This window comes from Polynucleobacter sp. es-MAR-4, assembly GCF_018882055.1.
Taxonomy (GTDB): Bacteria; Pseudomonadota; Gammaproteobacteria; order Burkholderiales; family Burkholderiaceae; genus Polynucleobacter.
In genome coordinates, this window is sequence record NZ_JACVPF010000002.1 from 319,535 (window position 1) to 337,736 (window position 18,202).

Below are 18,202 nucleotides of genomic sequence, written 5' to 3' on the forward strand. Positions count from 1 at the left end.
ATTCAATATAGTTCTAGTGATTAAGTACCCAAGTAGGCATGAATCACCTTCTCGTCTGCCTGAACTTCAGCTGGTTTACCTTCTGCAATCTTCTGACCGAAGTCCAATACAGAAACGGTATCGCAAACTGACATCACCACGTCCATGTGATGTTCAATCAGGATGAATGTAATACCGCTATCGCGGATCTTACGAATAATGCGCAAGAGCTCTTTAATATCAGGCGCTGTCAAACCAGCAGCCGGCTCATCCAACAAGAGCAACTCTGGATCCAATGCCAAGGCACGGGCGATTTCCAGGAGGCGCTGCTTACCGTATGGCAAGTTACGTGCCTCTTCATTTGCCAGGTCATCTAAGCCAACAAACTTCAAGAGAGCCATTGCGCGAGCATGGGCTTCAGCCTCTTCTTTCTTGTAACGTGGCAGATTTAAGGCAATCTCCACCATGTTCGATTTAAAGGTGTGGTGCAAGCCAACCAAAATATTTTGGATCGCTGTCATTTCACCGAAGAGCTGAACGTTTTGGAAGGTACGTGCAATACCTGACAAAGCAATGTCAGATGACGTCTTACCAACAACGCTCTCGCCAGCATAGAGAACGTTACCGGCGGTAGGCACATAAATACCAGTCAACACGTTCATCATGGTGCTCTTACCAGAGCCGTTAGGACCGATCAAACCATGAATCGTACCGCGCTTGATGCTCAGATCAACATTGTTCAATGCCTTCAAGCCACCGAACTGCATCAATACAGAGTCAACCTTCAAGAGCTCAGCGCCGGTATTTTGATCGCTGACTTTGCTAATAAAGCTGATGGAATCATCAACCACCTCAATATCACCACCACGAGTGGTTTTTGCCTTACCAAGAATCGATTGGTAGAAGCTCTTCGCAAAACCAACAATACCGTTTTGCAAGTAGTACACCACCAACAAAATCATGAAGCCGAAAATACTAAGGCGCCAGTCAGAAATCGTATTGAGCCAGAATGAGAATCCTGCCAGACCAACAACACCAGCGATAGGAACGGCTACACGTCTTACTGTTGTGACCTTCTTGGATAGCGCCATTGCCGCACCAATTACTACAACGACTGCAATGATCGAAGCAACAATACGGAATAAGTTAATGTCATCCAAAAGCTTTGGCAACAACACAATGATGGCTGCACCAATCACTGCACCAAGGCGTGACTTACGACCACCCATGATGATGCCCAGCAAGAACAACACAGCGAGTTCGTTGTTATAAGTGTTTGGTGAAATATATTGCTCTGAATAAGCATATAAGCAACCAGCCAAACCAGCAAAGCCAGCGCTAATCACAAACGCGATCACTTTAAAGCGATATACGGAGACACCCATACAGTCACAAGCAATTGGACTATCGCGCAAAGCTTCGAAAGCGCGGCCAATTTGTGATTTCACAAAACGATCCACGATGATCATGGAGATAATCAAGATAATGCCAACCATCCAGAAGTACTCTGCCTTGGTCATCGGCACGCCCATTAAGTCAGGCTTAGGAATCTTGATGCCCAATGGGCCTTCAGTCAACCAAGTCATCTCGTTAATGAGAATCTGAGCAATGGTTCCGAAAGCCAAGGTCACCATCGCCAAATAAGGTCCGATTACCTTTAACGCAGGCAATGCCAAGATGCCACCAAAGATGGAAGTCACGACGATAGACGCAGGTAGTGTTCCCCAAATAGTCCAACCAAAGTGGAAGTACAGCACACCAGCAGTATATGAACCGATACCAAATAGTGCTGCGTGACCTAAAGAAACCTGACCCACATAACCCACCACAATATCCAAACCAAATAACAAAATGGTGTAGATCAGAATGGTTTCAACTAAGTGAATGTAATAAGGGTTGTGAATAAATAACGGCAGGGTAAAGAGTGCCGCGATCGCAATTAATAGAGGTATTAGGGACTTCTTCATCATTAAACTTTCTTAATTGCAGATTTACCAAAGAGGCCGGATGGTTTGTATGCAAGCACTAGCAAGAGCAAGATCAAACCTGGCACATCTTTATAGCCAGTAGAAATATAGAAACCGGTTGCAGTCTCAACGATACCCAGAATCAAACCACCCACAATGATTCCCATACCGCTTGAGAGGCCGCCAATAATCGCTACCGCAAAAGCCTTTAAGCCCAAGGCTCCGCCCATACTTGCACCAGTCAAAGTGAGAGGCGCAATCAATACACCAGCAAACGCTGCAGTCAAAGAAGATAGCGCATAAGAGAAGGTAATTACCACGCTAGTGTTGATACCCATTAAGCCTGCTGCATCGCGATCGTTTGCAGTTGCAACCACCGCTTTGCCGTAAATTGTTTTACGGTTAAAAAACTCTACCAACATCATCATTACTAAAGCACCAACTACTACCAAAATTTCCATCGGCAAAATATTTGCTCCAAGGAATTCCATTGGCTCCATTGGCAATGGTGATGGGAATGGCAATGCATCACGACCCCAGATATTTTCAGCGACGTTCTTGAAAATAATACCGAGTGCGATAGTGGACATAATCCAACCAAACTCAGATTTAATCTTGATAGCTGGACGCACACCGATGAGCTCAACAAAGCCACCCTGCAACATTCCAAATAAGCAAACTACGGGGATCATGACCCAATAGTTCATACCGAAAGTGTCTACGCAGGTTAAACCTACTAGAGCACCCAACATCAGCGCTTCACCTTGACCGAAGTTCAAAGTGCCTGATGTGGCAAAAGTTAGCTGGAAACCGAAAGCGATTACCGCATAGATCATCCCCACCGCGATACCGCTTGAGAGGATTTGTGCAAGCATGTCCATTTTTTTGGCCTAAAAGATACTTAAAACAGTTTTATTAACGAATCCGACATTGTAAGCAAAACGCCGCTTTTTGGGCGGCGTTTTGTTTTTCTAATGTTGCAGTGCAATAAAGATAAAAGCTTGCCTGCTAGTAACTCTGAATTACTTCTTCTTCGGAGTTGCGTCCTCAGCATTCAAGAACTCAACGCGACCATTTTCAACTACGCCCATCACTACGTCTTTCATCTTGATAGCGTCGTGATCAGTTGCTGAGAATGGCTTGTTGTAAGTAATCACAACACCATCAACTGGAGTCTTCAGATCTTGCAATGCTGCAACAATCTTTGGTCCCTCTGTGCTGTTTGCTTGCTTGATCGCTGCGGCCAAGAGGTAAACAGAGTCATATCCTTGTGCTGCAGAAACTGGAGATGCAATGTTGTTGTTCTTAGGCTTGAACTCGGCCAAGTAAGCTGCTTGGAAAGCTTTACGCTTAGCAGTTGTAGATGGAGTTTGAATGTAAGTTTGTGGCATTGTTGCGCCGTTACCATTCTTACCAGCTGTATCAATGAAGCTAGCCATAGACAATGTCCATGAACCGATCATTGGCTTCTTCCAACCCAACTTCGCCATACCGTTAGCAATTTGTGCCAACTCAGGTCCAATTGCGTAAGTCAAAATCACATCAGCACCAGCATTTTTTGCTTTGAGCAATTGTGAAGTCATATCAACGTCACCAATGTTGAATTTCTCAACTGCCACTGGTGTTACGCCATAGCCCTTCAATGCCTTCTCTAAGTCTTCACGACCCAACTGACCGTAGTTTGTAGAGTCAGCCAAGATTGCCACCTTCTTCAAGCCACGCTTCTCAACCGCTTCTTTAGCAATCAATGGTGCTTGGATATTGTCAGGGGCAGCATTACGGAAAACATAGTTTTCAGGTGCGTTAGGGAATTGCTTAGTCAAGATTGAACCAGTAGCAACGTTGTTCATTACTGGAATCTTCGCATCTTGATAGAAGCGCTGTGAAGCCAAGGCAACACCAGTGTTGATATAACCGAGAGTAGCAACCACTTTTTCGTTGTTAATCAATTCTTGAGCGATTTGTACACCGCGCTCGTTTTTAGCTTCGTCATCGCGCTCAACCAAAACAATTTTGTTGCCGTTGATACCACCAGCAGCATTGATTTCTTTTGCAGCTAAGCGCACACCATCACGCATACTCACACCCATAGAGGCAGAGCCGCCAGTGAACGGGCCTGAAACACCTAATTTGATATCGGCAGCGTAAGCGCCAGTTGTTAACATTGCCGCAGCAGCTACAGCAAAAATGTGATGACGAATATTCATAAAGTCTCCATGACTAAAAATGCTAATTAAATAAATTCTTTTTTAGGTACGACTTGAAACGAACAATCATCTTACAGTCAATGTAGGGGCAAAAAAAGAGCTTTGTATTAGGGTTTTACATTAGCCCTGAAAGATATAAGTCGTTTTAAAAAAACTTACGAACTTGAGCTTGTAGGCTGGGCCAGAAGAGATTGATGATGAGGCCGGCAATCACCAAGCTGGCAGCCTCGACTTTCCAGGGTGGTAAAGCCTCGCCCAAAAAGTAGGCGGATGCCCCCATTCCAAAGATGGGCACCAGTAAAGGTGCTGGCGCTACCAGCGCGGCGGGATGTTTTGACAGCAACCAGCCCCATGCGGCATAGCCAAATAAGGTATTCGCCCAAGACTGCCACAGGACGCCAACCCACGCCCCCAGAGGAGCGGCTAGGGTCACCTGCCATAAATGGGCAGTACCACCCTCAAAGATCAACGCAATCAGCGCTAATGGCGGAATGGAGAATGCGCTGGCCCACACCACGTAAGACAACATATTGATTGAGCCCGCCTGGCGACTCACTGTATTGGCAATCCCCCAGGAGAGGCCCGCAAAGACCACGAGTGCTAAACCCAAGAAAGTGGTCGTGGAGTCTGTGTGCAGCGCAATAATTACAAGGCCAAGCAAAGCAATGCCGACTGCGACTGCCTGATAGCGCTTGAGACCCTCTTTGGCAAATAGCATGGCAAAGCCAATCGTAAAAAATACTTGGGTCTGAACTACCAATGAGGCTAGCCCCGGAGAAATCTGACTATTCACAGCGTAGTACATGACGCCGAATTGCCCCACTCCGGTAGCTAATCCGTAAATACAGAGATTGCCCCAAGCTACCTTTGGCTTAGGCATAAAAAACACCAAGGGCAATAAAACGAAGATGTAGCGCAATGCCGCAAAGTAAAACGGCGGAAAGGATGACAGACTATTTTTGATGACGACAAAGTTCGTACCCCATACCGCCACAATTCCCAGGGCTAGCAGCAAATGACTTGCTGGCAACTGCTGGTGCAACTCACCACCTTGAGAACTTTCCAATCTACTCACTGGTGAGCAATTCAGCGGCGCGTTGCGCAATCATCATGGTGGGAGCTGCAGTGTTACCAGAGGTAATCGTTGGCATTGCAGATGCATCTACTACGCGCAGATGATGAACACCTCTCACGCGCAATTGAGAATCGAGCACTGCCATTGGGTCATCATCGCGCCCCATCTTGCAGGTACCCACCGGATGAAAGATCGTAGTGCCAATATCGCCAGCGGCTTTAATAAGCTCTTCATCAGTTTGAAATTGCTTACCTGGCTTGTACTCATCAGGGCTGTAGGGCTTGAGTGCAGGACTCTCCACGATCTTGCGCGTGAGACGCAATGAGTCAGCAGCTACTTTGCGATCTTCATCGGTCGATAAATAATTTGGCGCAATCACTGGCGGCGCCTCTGGATCGATCGAGTTGATGTGCACACTACCGCGGGATGTAGGACGTAAATTACAAACGCTGGCTGTAATCGCATTAAAAGAATGTAAATCTTCGCCAAACTTTTCTAGCGATAGCGGTTGCACGTGATATTCCACATTGGCAGACTTTTGATCAGGCGAACTATAGGCAAAAGCACCTAATTGCGATGGGGCCATCGACATCGGGCCAGAGCGTTTAAATACATACTCCATGCCAATGAATAGCTTACCCAGCAAAGAGTTTGCCTTGGTATTAAGAGTCTTAATACCATTGACCTTATAAATCATGCGCAATTGCAAATGGTCTTGCAAGTTCTCGCCCACGCCTGGTAAATCGGCAATAACGGGGATGCCTAGCTTATTTAAATGCGAGGCCGAACCAATGCCTGAGCGCTCCAAGACCTGCACACTACCAATAGCGCCTGCACTCAAAATAACTTCGCCATGAGTGCCGGCATTGTTATTACTTAAATGCACATCAACTGTTTTGCCATCTTTGCTGTATTGAACGCCGTAGCAATTTTTAGTCACATCATCAATTAATAATTTATTTACCATGGCCTCAGTAACTACAGTGAGGTTGGATCGCTTGGCAGCATCACGCAAAAATGCTTTGGAGGTATTAAGGCGCCAACCTTTGCGCTGACTCACATCAAAGTAACCTACTCCGAAGTTATCGCCTTGGTTAAAGTCATCTGATGCAGGAATGCCAGCTTGTACTGCGGCCTCCCTAAAGATATCCATGATGGGCCAACGCAAACGTTGCTTAGACACAGTCCATTCGCCACCCTTGCTATGCCATTGGTTTGCATCACCGTGATAGTCCTCAAAGGATTTATAGCGACGTAATGCGTTTTGCCATGACCAGGAGTCATCGCCAGTTGCGGCTACCCAGGAGTCGTAGTCACCAACCTGACCGCGCATATAAATCATGCCGTTAATTGAAGAGCACCCGCCCAATACCCTGCCACGCGGATACAGCAATGAGCGACCATTTAAGCCTTTTTCTGCAGCAGTCTTAAAACGCCAATCGGCCCTTGGGTTATCAATGCAATACAAGTAACCCACTGGCACATGTATCCAGATGTAATTATCGTTTTTGCCGGCCTCAATCAGGAGTACGCGTTTAGCGGGATTCTCGGTCAAACGCTTGGCCAACATGCAGCCAGCACTACCAGCGCCGATGATGATGTAGTCGTAGGTGTTTGGATGACTTGTTGTGCTCATGTCTCTAATTTATAGATGTCTATTTTTAAACTCTATTATTTACCAAATCTTCTGATAGTAAGAAATTAGGTAATTAAGCTAGAAACAGCAAATACCCGTCTAAAATAGCCACATGCACGTCAATGAAAAGAACCGCACCCCCAAGAAAGAAGATTTGGATGAGGGGCCAAGCAAATCCGAGCTAAAGCGTCAGATGACTGAGCGCCAAAAGCTGGCCGAGGTTCTGGCAGCATTGAGTAGTGATGCTTTAAAGACTATTCCCCTGGATGAGGCTATTAAGGCTGCTATTGCAGAAACGAACAAGATTAAGAGTTTTGAGGCAATTCGTCGACACAAGCAATACCTTGGCAAACTCATGCGTTTCTTGGATGAAGAAGAGCTTGATGCTATTCAAAAGCGTTTGGATGCAATTCAGGGTGTTAGCAAAGCAGAGACTGCAAAGCTCCACCATTTAGAGTCTTACCGTGATCGCTTAATTGCGAATGATGAAACCTTTACCAAGATGATTGAGCAATATCCCGATATGGATATTCAGAACATGCGCACCCTCATCCGTAACGCCCGCAAAGAAAAAGAAAGTAATAAACCTCCTAAGGCTTATCGAGAAATCTTTCGCGTCTTAAAAGATATGGGTATTTAAAATTAGATTAACTCTACCGCGTCTTTTAACTTATCAGCAAAACCTACTAAACCAACTCGTTCTAATAACGCTATAAATTCTTGCGCCGTCTTAGGTGGATTTTTAAATCTCGCGCGTATATGTTTTATAGATGTTAGCGCCAGAACCGGTTCCAGAGTGAGTTGTAAAGAAATAAAATCATCTGGATGCAAAACCTCTATCCCCCTCTTTTCCATTTCTAAAAACGGAAAATCTTTTGTATTAAACGTAACAATGCAGTCTGCATGCCCCGCTATTGCAGCGGCCAAAACGTGGCGATCCTTTGGGTCAGGTAGATCCAATATCTCTATTAAATCTAGATAGCGTTCTTCTTCAATTTCCCAGTCGGGAATCGCAGCGTGCAAGGCATCCAATCTTCTGGATGCTTGCTCTTGAGAAAAGTTTTGATAGTTTTTCAGAAGGGCGCCTACCCACTCCACATCTATTCGCCTAGTCCATTTAGCAGTGTACAAACCATCAACTGCCAGCTGGGCCAGAACGTTAGTAACTGTAATTGGGTACATCACGCAAGCATCGAGCACGGCGATATATCTTGATGACCCTGCCATTCTTACTCAATACCCAACTCTTGGGATTGATTGGTTAGGTCCTGCATGGCAAGCTCTTGAGCTTCTCGCATTTTGTCTTTGTAAGCCATTAAATCTTCATGACTCACCCTTCGATGAGAGCCAACCATACGAAAAGGGATCTTTCCCTCTTTAAGTAACTTCGATAAGAATGGTCTTGAGACCTGCAATAAATGCGCTGCTTGCACTGTTGTTAGCTCGTGGTCTTTAGGCATCAACAAAATTGTTTTACCCTCAGCCATAGCACCTAAGGTTTTGGCAATAAAACGCAATACCTTTGGTGGAAGCTCGAGTACTGGCGTGTCTTTATCTATGACAGCTTTTGCATCCGATAAGAGTGCAATTTTTCCCGCTCTTGAATGATCGAGGGCAGCCATAATGCAACGCTGAGCTGAGCGGACCAATACCGATTCCCTCTCACTCAAAACTGGCTCTTCAACGCTTTTATCTAAAACTGTCATTTGCACCTCGTCACCCAGAACTTATTTAATACAGCTAACACGTAGCGCTATTTTAAACCATTAAGTGAAATAAAAGAAATAACTGAAATATCTGTAATGACGATAGGGTTACACGAACCATCCATTTCTCAAAAGACAAAACCACCCGAAGGTGGTCTGTCGCCCAAAAAGCAATCGGTTCTAACGAGTGGTTATTGGGTGAGTTGTGCGTGAATTATGCGCCTTTTGAAGATCAAGAAATTCACCTAAATATTGAATGGTTTTCAACCGGTAAATATAAAAAATAATCTTCTAAATTTTTAACTTCGTCGAAGGAAGCTCTACCCAGTGATACATGTAGCTAGCAGCAATCGTGCTACACACCACAACTCCCAGCATGAGACTGATTGCAATCAACCCACTCTCATGAGCGTGCATCCCAGTGGCAATGTAGAGCGTATTCGCTAGCAAGATAAAGGCAAAGTGAATTAAGAAGGCGCAGTATGAGCGGGGGCTGGCCCAAGCAATTGCGCGCAATATTGATGCCTTCAATCTAGACGCTGCGAGCCCGATATCAGGATAGGTCGTATTGCCCCATACAAACAATAGTAAGGCTACAAACCAAGCTAAGAAGTTACGCAACCACACTTGCTGCAATGTGGAAACCGCAATGAGCACCCCGATAGCAATCAGCGCAAACTTGGCTAAGCCTTGAATCTTCTTGTCTGAAAAGTTCTTGGCAAGATAAGCTAATACGCCTAAACCATAAGAGCCAATAAAGTAGATGAAGTAAGCCTCATACTGGGCAGAGCGATTGAAGTACAACAAAGAACTCACCGCAACGATGCTGATCAGCCAAATCAAGGCTTGATACGAGGAGAAGGTAAATAGTAGTATTGCCAATACTGAATATAGTTGCCAATCTATCGCTACGTACCAAGCGCCAGCTGAAATTGAATCAAGACCTAGGATGCCCTGCAGAAAAAAGAGATGAGCTAGAAATTGGCTCAGCGTCTCTTGCTCACCAACAAATTCATCATTCACCCAATGGCGTGCAATCCAAGCGCAGAGAATAGTAAAAACTAAAGCAGCAATATAAGGTGCAAACAGGCGAAGATAGCGATTGATAATGACTCGCAGCAAATTCTGGCTACTGAATTTTGCATTAGCAAATCGCGTGAGTGACTGAGCTGCCAAGTATCCCGCCATCACCAAAAAGATTTGCACGGCATATCGACCGTACTCAAACAAGAAAGTCATTACTCCCGGCAATACTGAGCGCGCATCTATCGCTATTTGGCCATAACTAGACAGGTGATGCAGGATGATGGTTAAAGCAGCGAAGACCTTCAGCAGGTCTATCAACAATAGTGATGAAGTTTGCTTCAAAAGGAGTTGTGACTATTTAGATTTAGATTTACCCATCAAAGAGGCAAGCATGGGATTACTGCTAGCCAGCTCTTTTTTGGTCTTAGCCACACTCTCAGCTGCCCCAGGTTTGGGTATTTTCTTGGAATTCTTCAAACGCTGAGCGGTCGTCAGGGCCAGGTTTTTGTAGAGATCCGTTTTTTTCATGGTCATGGTGATGAAATTCCTAAATAGATCTCAGGATTACTTAGTCAATGAGCGTGCTGCTAGACCCAAGAACAATAATGACCAACCTTGCAAGAGCAATTCGATTGCAATTAACAAGCCCGGCAACCACAAGCTGCTTTCTGGATAACCGTTCATGATGAGCACGCCCATCAAGATAGAAATCGCAGATGACAATACCAACCAGAACCATTCACGGAAATGACGGTGCTGAAATGCAGAGATCAAGCGTAAGAAACCGGTCACAAAAAAGATGGCGGCGAGCCATAAGGTGATTGCCTCTAGAGCCGGGATTGGGAAGGCCCAAGTGTAGATGCCAGCAGCGATATACAAAACAGCCAACACCATCTGAATTCCGACACTCTTCCAGCCAGATGACTTCAGCGCATGGGCAAACTGCACAGCACCACCAAAGATTAAGAATGCGCCCAGCACATTAATTGTCACAAATGAAAATAGTGTTTGGCCAGCGATACCAATCATTCCCAACGCAATAAATAACACTCCCATACCAATGAGAGCGCCAGGCACTTTAGCAGCGGCGCCCAATACGGCAGCACGGATTTCTTTCACTTGAGTCATGGATAAATCAGTCATTTGCAGGCTTTCGAAGAAGAATTGGTTATGAAAAACTCTATTACCCCTATTATCTCAGGGTTTTAGAGCATAAATCAGGCTAAACAACACCTAAAGCCCAATAGTTGTCCAAGAAAAACGGGTATTCTTACTTCTTTTATATGGTCAGGCGACTGGCCGCAAGCATAAGAAAGTATTGAGTTGAGATGGATACCACGCTAACTGTTGTTCTTGGCATTGTTGCCATGTTGCTACCCCTCGTTGTAGGCCGCTTGGTATGGAAGCGCTTTGATCAGTATTTTGGTCGTAATGACGAGGCCTACATGGATAGCCTGGAATATTTCCTGAAGAAAATTGGCTTCACTATTCTGGTTGCTTTTATCCTTTTGTGGATTGGCATCAGCCTGGTATTTAGCGGCAGCCCAAATTACTAATCCGAACCAATCTCATTCCCTTCAAGCCAAAGCATGAACGATCAACTCAAATCGATTTTCAATAAAGCCAAGCTGAATTTTGCAGTGCTCGCTAGCATCCTGGTGCTTGCAGTATTGGGTAAGCTAACTAACCCCGAGTTCACAAACAGCATCTTTCAAACTGCCGATCAATTAGTTTCAGATCTCATTTTGTTATTTGTGGCAATCACTCTGGGCGCCTTTATCCCGAACTTCAAATTAGTGGTCTTTGGTGCTATTACCGCCTTTATTGCAGCAGCTGTTGCAATACAGTCGGGAGTCTTTACCTACCTCACTATTGATTACTTGTTCGCTGTGCTGATTGTTGTTTTAGGATTTGCTTCTATTGCTAACCTCTATAGGCACTATCGAGAATTTAGCTTCTAGCTATTTTCCAAGCTAAAAAATGAATAAAGCCCCAGTTAATTGGGGCTTTATTCATTTGAGGCGGGCGCTATGATGAACCAGAATCTATCTTTCATATAGGACCTCATGGGGCCAAAAACAAGCCACTTTAAATAATCCCTAGTCAAATCGCCTTAAAATAGCCCTGTAAAGTAAGTGACTCACTAGCACTCCATATTCAGCAGTCATTGCCACCCCATTCAAAAAGAATTCCTCACTTATGCAATCTTTAGCCCCCTTACTTAGCCAGACTTGGTTTATCACCTTAATGGCTGTCGCATTAATTGGGGCGGTCTTATCTGCAGTCCATCATGCAGAGGTCATTGCCCATAAGACCGGTGAGCCATATGGCACCTTAGTGCTCGCTATCAGCGTCACCATTATTGAGGTGTCACTCATTATTGCCATGATGTTTGCTGGCCATGAAGGCTCACAATTTATCGCTCGTGACGCCGTCTTTGCTACGGTCATGATTGTGGTTAATGGCGTCATTGGTATGTGTATTTTTATGGGCGGCTTTAAGCATCATGAAATGACTTTCCGCAACGAGGGGACAAATTCTGCGCTAGCAGTCCTCACAGCATTAGCAACTTTTATTCTGGTGATGCCCATAGTCACTATCAGCACTCCAGGGCCAGACTTCACGAAGAGTCAACTTGCATTTGCGGGTATCGCCTCTTTTGCTTTGTACGGCGCATTTATATTCTTTCAAACAGTGAGTCATCGCGACTACTACCTGCCAAAAGCCCAGGATCAAAAAACTGATAGCGATGCTCATGCAGACAAGCCCAGCAATCTCAAGACTGGTGTCAGCGTCTTTCTGCTGCTGCTTTCTCTTGCGATAGTGGTCGGCTTAGCTGAAGCACTCAACCCATCAATTGAGGCGGGTGTTAAAGCAGTTGGTGCACCTAAAACAGTAGTGGGTATTGCCATTGCAATGCTGGTTCTAATGCCTGAGGGATATGCAGCAATCCGAGCAGCTAGAGCCAATCGATTACAAAGCAGTCTAAATTTAGCACTGGGATCAGCTCTAGCCAGTATTGGCTTAACTATTCCCACGGTAGCTGCATTTGCGATCTTCTTTGATTTACCAATCAGTCTTGGCATTAGCAGCTTAAATATGACACTAATGTACTTGTCATTCTTTATTGGCGCACTCACACTGGCCATTGGAAGAACCACCCTGCTGCAGGGTGTGGTGCATTTGATTATTTTCTTTGAGTATCTTTTCTTGAGTTTGGTGCCCTAAAGAGGCGCACAAGTGATTCAATAAGGAGCGTTAAAGCCATGAAATACTGACAATGAAAACAGTATTACTATTTATAATCAAATCATGATCAGTTTATTGCTCGCCTTTTTTACCTCTTTTATCTCCACGATACTCATTATTCGCACCCAAAAACTACATGGGGCAATCAGCGGCGACAAGGATTTTGATGGGCCACAAAAATTTCATACTAAAACTGTTCCCCGAATCGGTGGTTTAGCAATTGGTTTAGGTATTTTTGCATCCATTGCCATTAACCATCAAATCACCCCCCAAGGTTATGAAAAATTCCTAACATTGTTTTGTGCGCTGCCTGCTTTCGGCATTGGTTTAACAGAAGATCTCACCAAAAAAGTTAGTGTTCGCATTCGCCTTATTTTTACTGCCTTTGGCGCGTTGCTTGCCTCCCTCTTTTTGAATGCACTAATCACTAGGCTAGATATTCCTGGTATTGATTTGGCGCTCACCGTGCCAGTCATCGCAATGATTTTTACTATCTTTGCCGTCACCGGGCTTGCTAATGCTTACAACATCATTGATGGGTTTAACGGGCTGTCTAGCATGGTGGGCATCATCACCTTATTAGCACTCGGATATATGGGCATCAAGTTTGGGGATACAACCATTATCTTCTTGAGCTTTGCTATGGCCAGCGCAATTCTGGGATTCTTTGTGCTTAACTATCCTAGAGGGCTCATATTCTTGGGGGATGGTGGCGCCTATCTGATTGGATTTTGGGTAGCGATACTAAGCGTGCTATTGGTAAGTCGTCATCCAGAAATTTCTCCATGGTTTGCATTAATGGTCAATGCATACCCAATCATGGAAACCTTATTCACTATATACCGCAGAAAATTTCATCAAGGAAAAAGTCCGGGCCACCCAGATGGAATTCATTTTCACTCACTCATTTTTAGACGTATTCTGAATAGAACACGCATCAATACCGAATTGGATTGGTTTAATGCTAACTCAAGAACATCACCATATTTATGGATACTGAGCAGTCTTGCAACAATTCCAGCGATATTATTTTGGCAATCAACCCAGACATTGATTGGATTCTTTATATTATTTACAATTTCTTACATGTGGCTATACAAAAAAATGGTGACTTTCAAAACGCCAAATTGGCTGCGCATCTAAAAAATGTCTATGAAATTAGGCATCAAAAAATCAATGACCGCCGCCTTTAGCGATTACTAAAATACCTTTCCAAATCACCCAAAGATCCAGGCAAAGCAAGCTAAAAGAAGATCTCTTAAGATATTGGTCTACGTATTCATATTCATAAACCGGGTTACCCATTTCAGATGTGCCCTTATTGATATGCCCCAACCCTAAGAGGCCACCGCGAAGTAAAAATCTCGTTACATTTCCTTGTGACCGATCGCGCTCATAATGAAGAACGGATAATGGTCTAGGTCCCACGATACTCATGTCGCCCTTTAGCACACTCCAAAATTGTGGTAACTCATCCAAATAAAATTTTTTAACGAATTGTCCAACATAAGTACGGCTGTCGGGGGTCCACTCGGCTGAGTAGGCGATCCAATCATGGCACTTTGCTCCCTCTGGATCGATATACTTTTCTTTAATCAAGCGAATTTTATATTTTGGAATTATCTTTCCTGCACTGACCCCGTTGTAGTAAAAAAACATTGGGCCTTTATTCTCGGGAAATATCCAACCCTCAATTACAAATGCAAGCTTAAGAATCAAAAAGATTGGTAATGATGCTAGCAATAAAAATAGCGCTACCAATTTATCAAAAAAAACTTTAAAAAAACGGGTCGGGAGTGGATCACTTAGCTCAAATAAATGTGGATATTTAAGAAGAATTTCTTCTGTTGGAGGTTTATATGGAAAAGCTTCCGATGGTTCAGCAATATTTCCAGTTAACTTACTCATTTATCAAATTAATTCTATTCATGTTAATTTAAAATAACTTCAGGGCAATAAAGGGAATGATCTGTATTATGAAATAATCGTCTTTAGCTTCGATTCAAAGCTTAGTAATATACGATCCCGATCTAAATTATTGATAGCATATTTAAATCCCGATACCCCAAGTCTATTCCTTAAATCCTTGTCAGAAATCAAACTCAACAAGGCATCGTAGAAAGATTGGGGATTCTCTGGTGGAACAACCAACCCGCAACACTGAACTACATTGGCTAACTCAGTTCCATTGTGTGCGCTAGCTAGTATAGGTCTTGCACTTGCCATCATCCCCGTTAACTTACTGGGCATTACCAAATCAGAGGCATCAGCACGCTGAGGCAGTAGATGAATATCAGCCATCGCTAAGAAACAAGCTAAATTTTCTGCTGGCTGCAAATCTAGAAAATGAACAAAATTTAAACCCTTGCATTGCTCAATCAACTTTTCGCGACCAATGCCATCACCGCAAAAAACAAAATGTACTAAAGGTAAATTTTCATCGGCGTACTGAAATTTTCTAGCAACCTGGCCCAATATTTCAAGCCCCTGCTTTGCACCCATGTTTCCTGAATACATGGCTATAACTCCGTCTGGAGGAAGATTTAAGTGTTTTCGATAAGAAAATTCTGGTGTAGCCTTGATTACATAATCCTGATGAGAAGTTTTAAATTCAGTCCGAGCATCTACCCAGTTTGGAAATAAAAAAATATTCTCAGCAACTAAGCCTTTACTGATAACCCTTTCCACCATTCGACCAGAAATTGTGCAGACTAAATCAAATCGTCTTAATATAAATTTCTCAATGCCGAGAACTAATTTTTTAAGTCGTACACCCTTTAACAATCCCAAATCAAATGCTGCATCAACCTCAAAGTCTTGAATATGTAATATAGATCTAGCACCACTGATGCGAGAGGCCACCAGCGCAGCTGGTGCTGCAAATAATGGTGGTTCAATAGTAAAAATGATATTTGAACGCCAAAATATTTGCCACAACATAATTGGAAGACTGCTAAGAGAAAAACTAGCTAGATGGAATATTCTTGTAAGCCCATTTGGCTTTAATGGAACCCAAACTGGACAGCGGTAAACTTTAACGCCGCACCATACCTCACTACTCCAGAAATATTTTTTATACCCCGGGCTTATTTTCCATTTTGGATAATAAGGGGGGGCAGTAATTACGCGAACTTCGTGACCCTTTGACGTAAGCCAGCGAGCCATTTCGCCAGCATACTTACCAATCCCAGTAAGCTCAGGATGAAAATTAATAGATTGAATAACTATTTTCATTTATAAAAATATTAAAGTATCAGCTGCTGGCTAGATAACTTCTTGCTTAAATAAGAAATCTGCTTGAATGGCTTGGCCTGAAGGGGCATAACTTGTATTGAATATTCCAACAAAAATGAATTTCCGCTTATGTAGCCACTCAATAACCTCATAAGCTATTTTTTGCCCTGAATACAATTCAATGAATGAACATTCACAATAAATAAAATCAAATTTTTCGATTAATGACTCACAGCCTTTTAGGGCCTCCATTTCGTATCCCTGCACATCTAACTTTAACATTGCTGGAGATTTAATTTCCTCTGACATCAAACATGAGGACAATGGAGCAACATCAACTTCAGCCATGCCTTTTTCTATAGTGCCAGGAAAGAGCGCAATCTGATTTGGGCCAATAGGCAACAAGGATGAAGAATCTTCATGCTCAGATATATGAATAACTGAACGTTGAATTTGTGGACCGATCGCCACTTCATATAAAGAGACTTTAGCATCACCGTCAAATAAAGTCTTAAATATCTTTGCGGGAATTTTTAAAGGCTCAAAGGAAATAATCCGCGCATTGGGAGCCCACACTCGACATGCTAGTGCGAACTGCCCCTTGTTGGCCCCTACATCTACAATAGTCTTAAACTCAGAACTTAAAACAGGGTAATGCTCAGCGCCAGCAAAGACTCCATGTCTAAAAAATGCTAGCACTAGCTTAGGATATATCAGAATCCGGACAGCCTTTTTGATGCGAGTGATATATAAATCGAAGCTCATTTTTTTTGATTAATCCCAGATAAACCTAAAAAAATCTATTCAGATTTTTTTAGGTTGCTATTGATTCTAGATTTACCCCACAAAAATCAGAATCAATCAAAGCTTAAAACCAGCAGCTACCGCATCAGCATAAAACATCTTGACGGTATCCAAGGAATATTCATTTAAATCGTAACCAACAAGAGATAATTTCTTTAGAATATCATTGGTGACCGTAATAACGTGACAACCAATTTCATCCGCTTGGAATATATTTAATAACTCTCGAGGGCTTGCCCAAATTAACTCAGCCGCAGGTGCAGCTTTCAATATTTCTACAGCAGTTGTCATAAGGGGCACTGGATCATAGCCAGTATCAGCAATGCGGCCAGCAAAGACTGAAACATAACTAGGAATACTTGGATTAAGAGCTGCCACCACATTACGCACCTGATCAAGGGTCATCAGCGCTGTAACGTTTAATTTAACTTTTTGATTTACAAGTTTTTCTACTAGCGAATAACAAGTTTCTTGCTTAGTATTAGTAATAGGGATTTTCACATAAACGTTATCACCCCAACTAGCTATCTCAAGCGCTTGACGCTCCATTTCTGCAAAATCGTCAGAGAACACCTCAAACGAGAGTGGCTTGTCATTTATAGATGAGAGAATATCTTTACAAAATGCTCGATAATCTGTAACGCCCGCCTTTTTCATTAATGTGGGGTTGGTGGTTAAGCCTTTCACAAAAGACTTTTTGTACATCTCAAGCATCCCCACCTTATCAGCGCCGTCAGCAAAAATCTTTACCTTTAATTCTTCTACTTTTTTCATTTAAAACTCTCCAAGGATTATTTTTTTTACTTCCAATAAAGAAGTCACAATAAAATCTGGCGTATCTGGCTTTTGCTCCTCATAACCATAGTTGATGAAAAAAGTTTTGCATCCAGCAGAAGCTCCTGCCTCGACATCACGCCAACGATCCCCAACCATAAAGCTTTTAGACAAATCAATATTGTGCTCTTGGGCTGCCTCAAGTAATGCACCGGGAAATGGTTTCCTGCAACTGCATTTATCACCGCTATCGTGATAGCAGGTCTTAAAATCATCTATTGGCAATTGAGACGATAAAAAAGCATTTATCAGCTCGACATCTTCCCTCTTAACGGTGCCTCTCGCTACATCGGGTTGATTAGTTACCACTACCAATAAGTAATTTGCATGATGAAGTTTTTGGAGGGCCTCGTGAACCCCCGGCAAAATTTCTAACTCTACTAAAGAGGCTGGAGGATAGGGCTTGCCATCGCGCACAATTGCCCGATTAATTACACCATCCCGATCTAAGAAAACTGCGCGCTTCAATGAATTTATATCCACAG

The 18,202-nt window shown here is 43.4% G+C and carries 20 protein-coding genes; 5 read left to right on the plus strand and 15 right to left on the minus strand.

Annotated features, from left to right (window positions below; genetic code table 11):
* Positions 1-20 precede the first annotated feature (20 nt).
* The 5 genes from ICN16_RS07680 to ICN16_RS07700 all read right to left on the minus strand — a co-directional run bounded on the left by ICN16_RS07680 (position 21) and on the right by ICN16_RS07700 (position 6,864).
* Positions 21-1,949, minus strand: coding sequence for an ATP-binding cassette domain-containing protein (locus tag ICN16_RS07680; RefSeq protein ID WP_216136274.1), 1,929 nt, complete (start codon positions 1,947-1,949; stop codon positions 21-23).
* Positions 1,949-2,827: a branched-chain amino acid ABC transporter permease gene (locus ICN16_RS07685; RefSeq protein WP_216136276.1), complete on the minus strand. Its 879-nt coding sequence runs from the start codon at positions 2,825-2,827 to the stop codon at positions 1,949-1,951. The genes ICN16_RS07680 and ICN16_RS07685 overlap by 1 nt, the downstream gene beginning before the upstream one ends.
* A gap of 141 nt (positions 2,828-2,968) precedes the next feature.
* The gene (locus ICN16_RS07690; protein ID WP_216136278.1) at positions 2,969-4,153 is read right to left on the minus strand and encodes an ABC transporter substrate-binding protein; all 1,185 of its coding nucleotides are present in this window, start codon (positions 4,151-4,153) and stop codon (positions 2,969-2,971) included.
* A gap of 145 nt (positions 4,154-4,298) precedes the next feature.
* A complete protein-coding gene (locus tag ICN16_RS07695; protein ID WP_216136876.1) occupies positions 4,299-5,183 on the minus strand; it encodes an EamA family transporter in 885 nt (294 codons plus the stop codon).
* A gap of 37 nt (positions 5,184-5,220) precedes the next feature.
* Positions 5,221-6,864 carry a GMC family oxidoreductase gene (locus tag ICN16_RS07700; RefSeq protein ID WP_216136280.1) on the minus strand — a complete coding sequence of 548 codons (1,644 nt, stop codon included), beginning with the start codon at positions 6,862-6,864 and terminating at the stop codon, positions 5,221-5,223.
* A 112-nt stretch (positions 6,865-6,976) separates the two neighbouring features.
* On the opposite strand from ICN16_RS07700, the gene yjgA reads away from it, so the two are divergent.
* Positions 6,977-7,504, plus strand: a complete 528-nt coding sequence (gene yjgA / locus ICN16_RS07705; RefSeq protein WP_216136282.1) for a ribosome biogenesis factor YjgA — start codon at positions 6,977-6,979, stop codon at positions 7,502-7,504.
* Between the two features lie 2 nt (positions 7,505-7,506).
* Here yjgA and ICN16_RS07710 read toward each other — a convergent pair whose 3' ends face one another.
* The 5 genes from ICN16_RS07710 to ICN16_RS07730 form a co-directional block, all read right to left on the minus strand.
* The gene (locus ICN16_RS07710) at positions 7,507-8,091 is read right to left on the minus strand and encodes a putative toxin-antitoxin system toxin component, PIN family (protein ID WP_216136284.1); all 585 of its coding nucleotides are present in this window, start codon (positions 8,089-8,091) and stop codon (positions 7,507-7,509) included.
* 2 nt (positions 8,092-8,093) lie between these two features.
* Positions 8,094-8,570, minus strand: a complete 477-nt coding sequence (locus ICN16_RS07715; protein WP_255533697.1) for a helix-turn-helix domain-containing protein — start codon at positions 8,568-8,570, stop codon at positions 8,094-8,096.
* Positions 8,571-8,861: 291 nt separating this feature from the next.
* Complete coding sequence (locus tag ICN16_RS07720) at positions 8,862-9,938, minus strand: acyltransferase (RefSeq protein WP_216136287.1); 1,077 nt, start codon at positions 9,936-9,938, stop codon at positions 8,862-8,864.
* A gap of 12 nt (positions 9,939-9,950) precedes the next feature.
* The gene (locus ICN16_RS07725; protein ID WP_216136290.1) at positions 9,951-10,130 is read right to left on the minus strand and encodes a hypothetical protein; all 180 of its coding nucleotides are present in this window, start codon (positions 10,128-10,130) and stop codon (positions 9,951-9,953) included.
* 30 nt (positions 10,131-10,160) lie between these two features.
* Positions 10,161-10,739 carry an HdeD family acid-resistance protein gene (locus ICN16_RS07730; protein ID WP_216136293.1) on the minus strand — a complete coding sequence of 193 codons (579 nt, stop codon included), beginning with the start codon at positions 10,737-10,739 and terminating at the stop codon, positions 10,161-10,163.
* A 185-nt stretch (positions 10,740-10,924) separates the two neighbouring features.
* Between ICN16_RS07730 and ICN16_RS07735 the strand changes: the two genes are divergently transcribed.
* The 4 genes from ICN16_RS07735 to ICN16_RS07750 all read left to right on the plus strand — a co-directional run bounded on the left by ICN16_RS07735 (position 10,925) and on the right by ICN16_RS07750 (position 13,988).
* Complete coding sequence (locus ICN16_RS07735; RefSeq protein ID WP_216136295.1) at positions 10,925-11,152, plus strand: hypothetical protein; 228 nt, start codon at positions 10,925-10,927, stop codon at positions 11,150-11,152.
* A 33-nt stretch (positions 11,153-11,185) separates the two neighbouring features.
* On the plus strand, positions 11,186-11,557 hold the full coding sequence (locus ICN16_RS07740) for a hypothetical protein (protein WP_216136297.1): 372 nt from the start codon (positions 11,186-11,188) through the stop codon (positions 11,555-11,557).
* A 238-nt stretch (positions 11,558-11,795) separates the two neighbouring features.
* Entirely contained in the window at positions 11,796-12,824 is a 1,029-nt protein-coding gene (locus ICN16_RS07745; protein ID WP_216136299.1) for a calcium:proton antiporter, read from the plus strand.
* 84 nt (positions 12,825-12,908) lie between these two features.
* A complete protein-coding gene (locus ICN16_RS07750; protein WP_216136301.1) occupies positions 12,909-13,988 on the plus strand; it encodes a glycosyltransferase in 1,080 nt (359 codons plus the stop codon).
* A gap of 30 nt (positions 13,989-14,018) precedes the next feature.
* Here the strand turns inward: ICN16_RS07750 and ICN16_RS07755 are convergent, their stop codons facing one another.
* From ICN16_RS07755 to ICN16_RS07775, 5 genes are all read right to left on the minus strand, one after another.
* Positions 14,019-14,753 carry a sugar transferase gene (locus tag ICN16_RS07755; protein WP_216136303.1) on the minus strand — a complete coding sequence of 245 codons (735 nt, stop codon included), beginning with the start codon at positions 14,751-14,753 and terminating at the stop codon, positions 14,019-14,021.
* Between the two features lie 66 nt (positions 14,754-14,819).
* Positions 14,820-16,079, minus strand: a complete 1,260-nt coding sequence (locus ICN16_RS07760; RefSeq protein WP_216136307.1) for a glycosyltransferase WbuB — start codon at positions 16,077-16,079, stop codon at positions 14,820-14,822.
* 30 nt (positions 16,080-16,109) lie between these two features.
* On the minus strand, positions 16,110-16,844 hold the full coding sequence (locus tag ICN16_RS07765) for an FkbM family methyltransferase (protein WP_216136310.1): 735 nt from the start codon (positions 16,842-16,844) through the stop codon (positions 16,110-16,112).
* Between the two features lie 96 nt (positions 16,845-16,940).
* The gene (locus ICN16_RS07770; RefSeq protein WP_216136311.1) at positions 16,941-17,657 is read right to left on the minus strand and encodes a transaldolase; all 717 of its coding nucleotides are present in this window, start codon (positions 17,655-17,657) and stop codon (positions 16,941-16,943) included.
* Entirely contained in the window at positions 17,658-18,200 is a 543-nt protein-coding gene (locus ICN16_RS07775) for an HAD family hydrolase (RefSeq protein ID WP_216136314.1), read from the minus strand.
* Between the last annotated feature and the right edge of the window lie 2 nt (positions 18,201-18,202).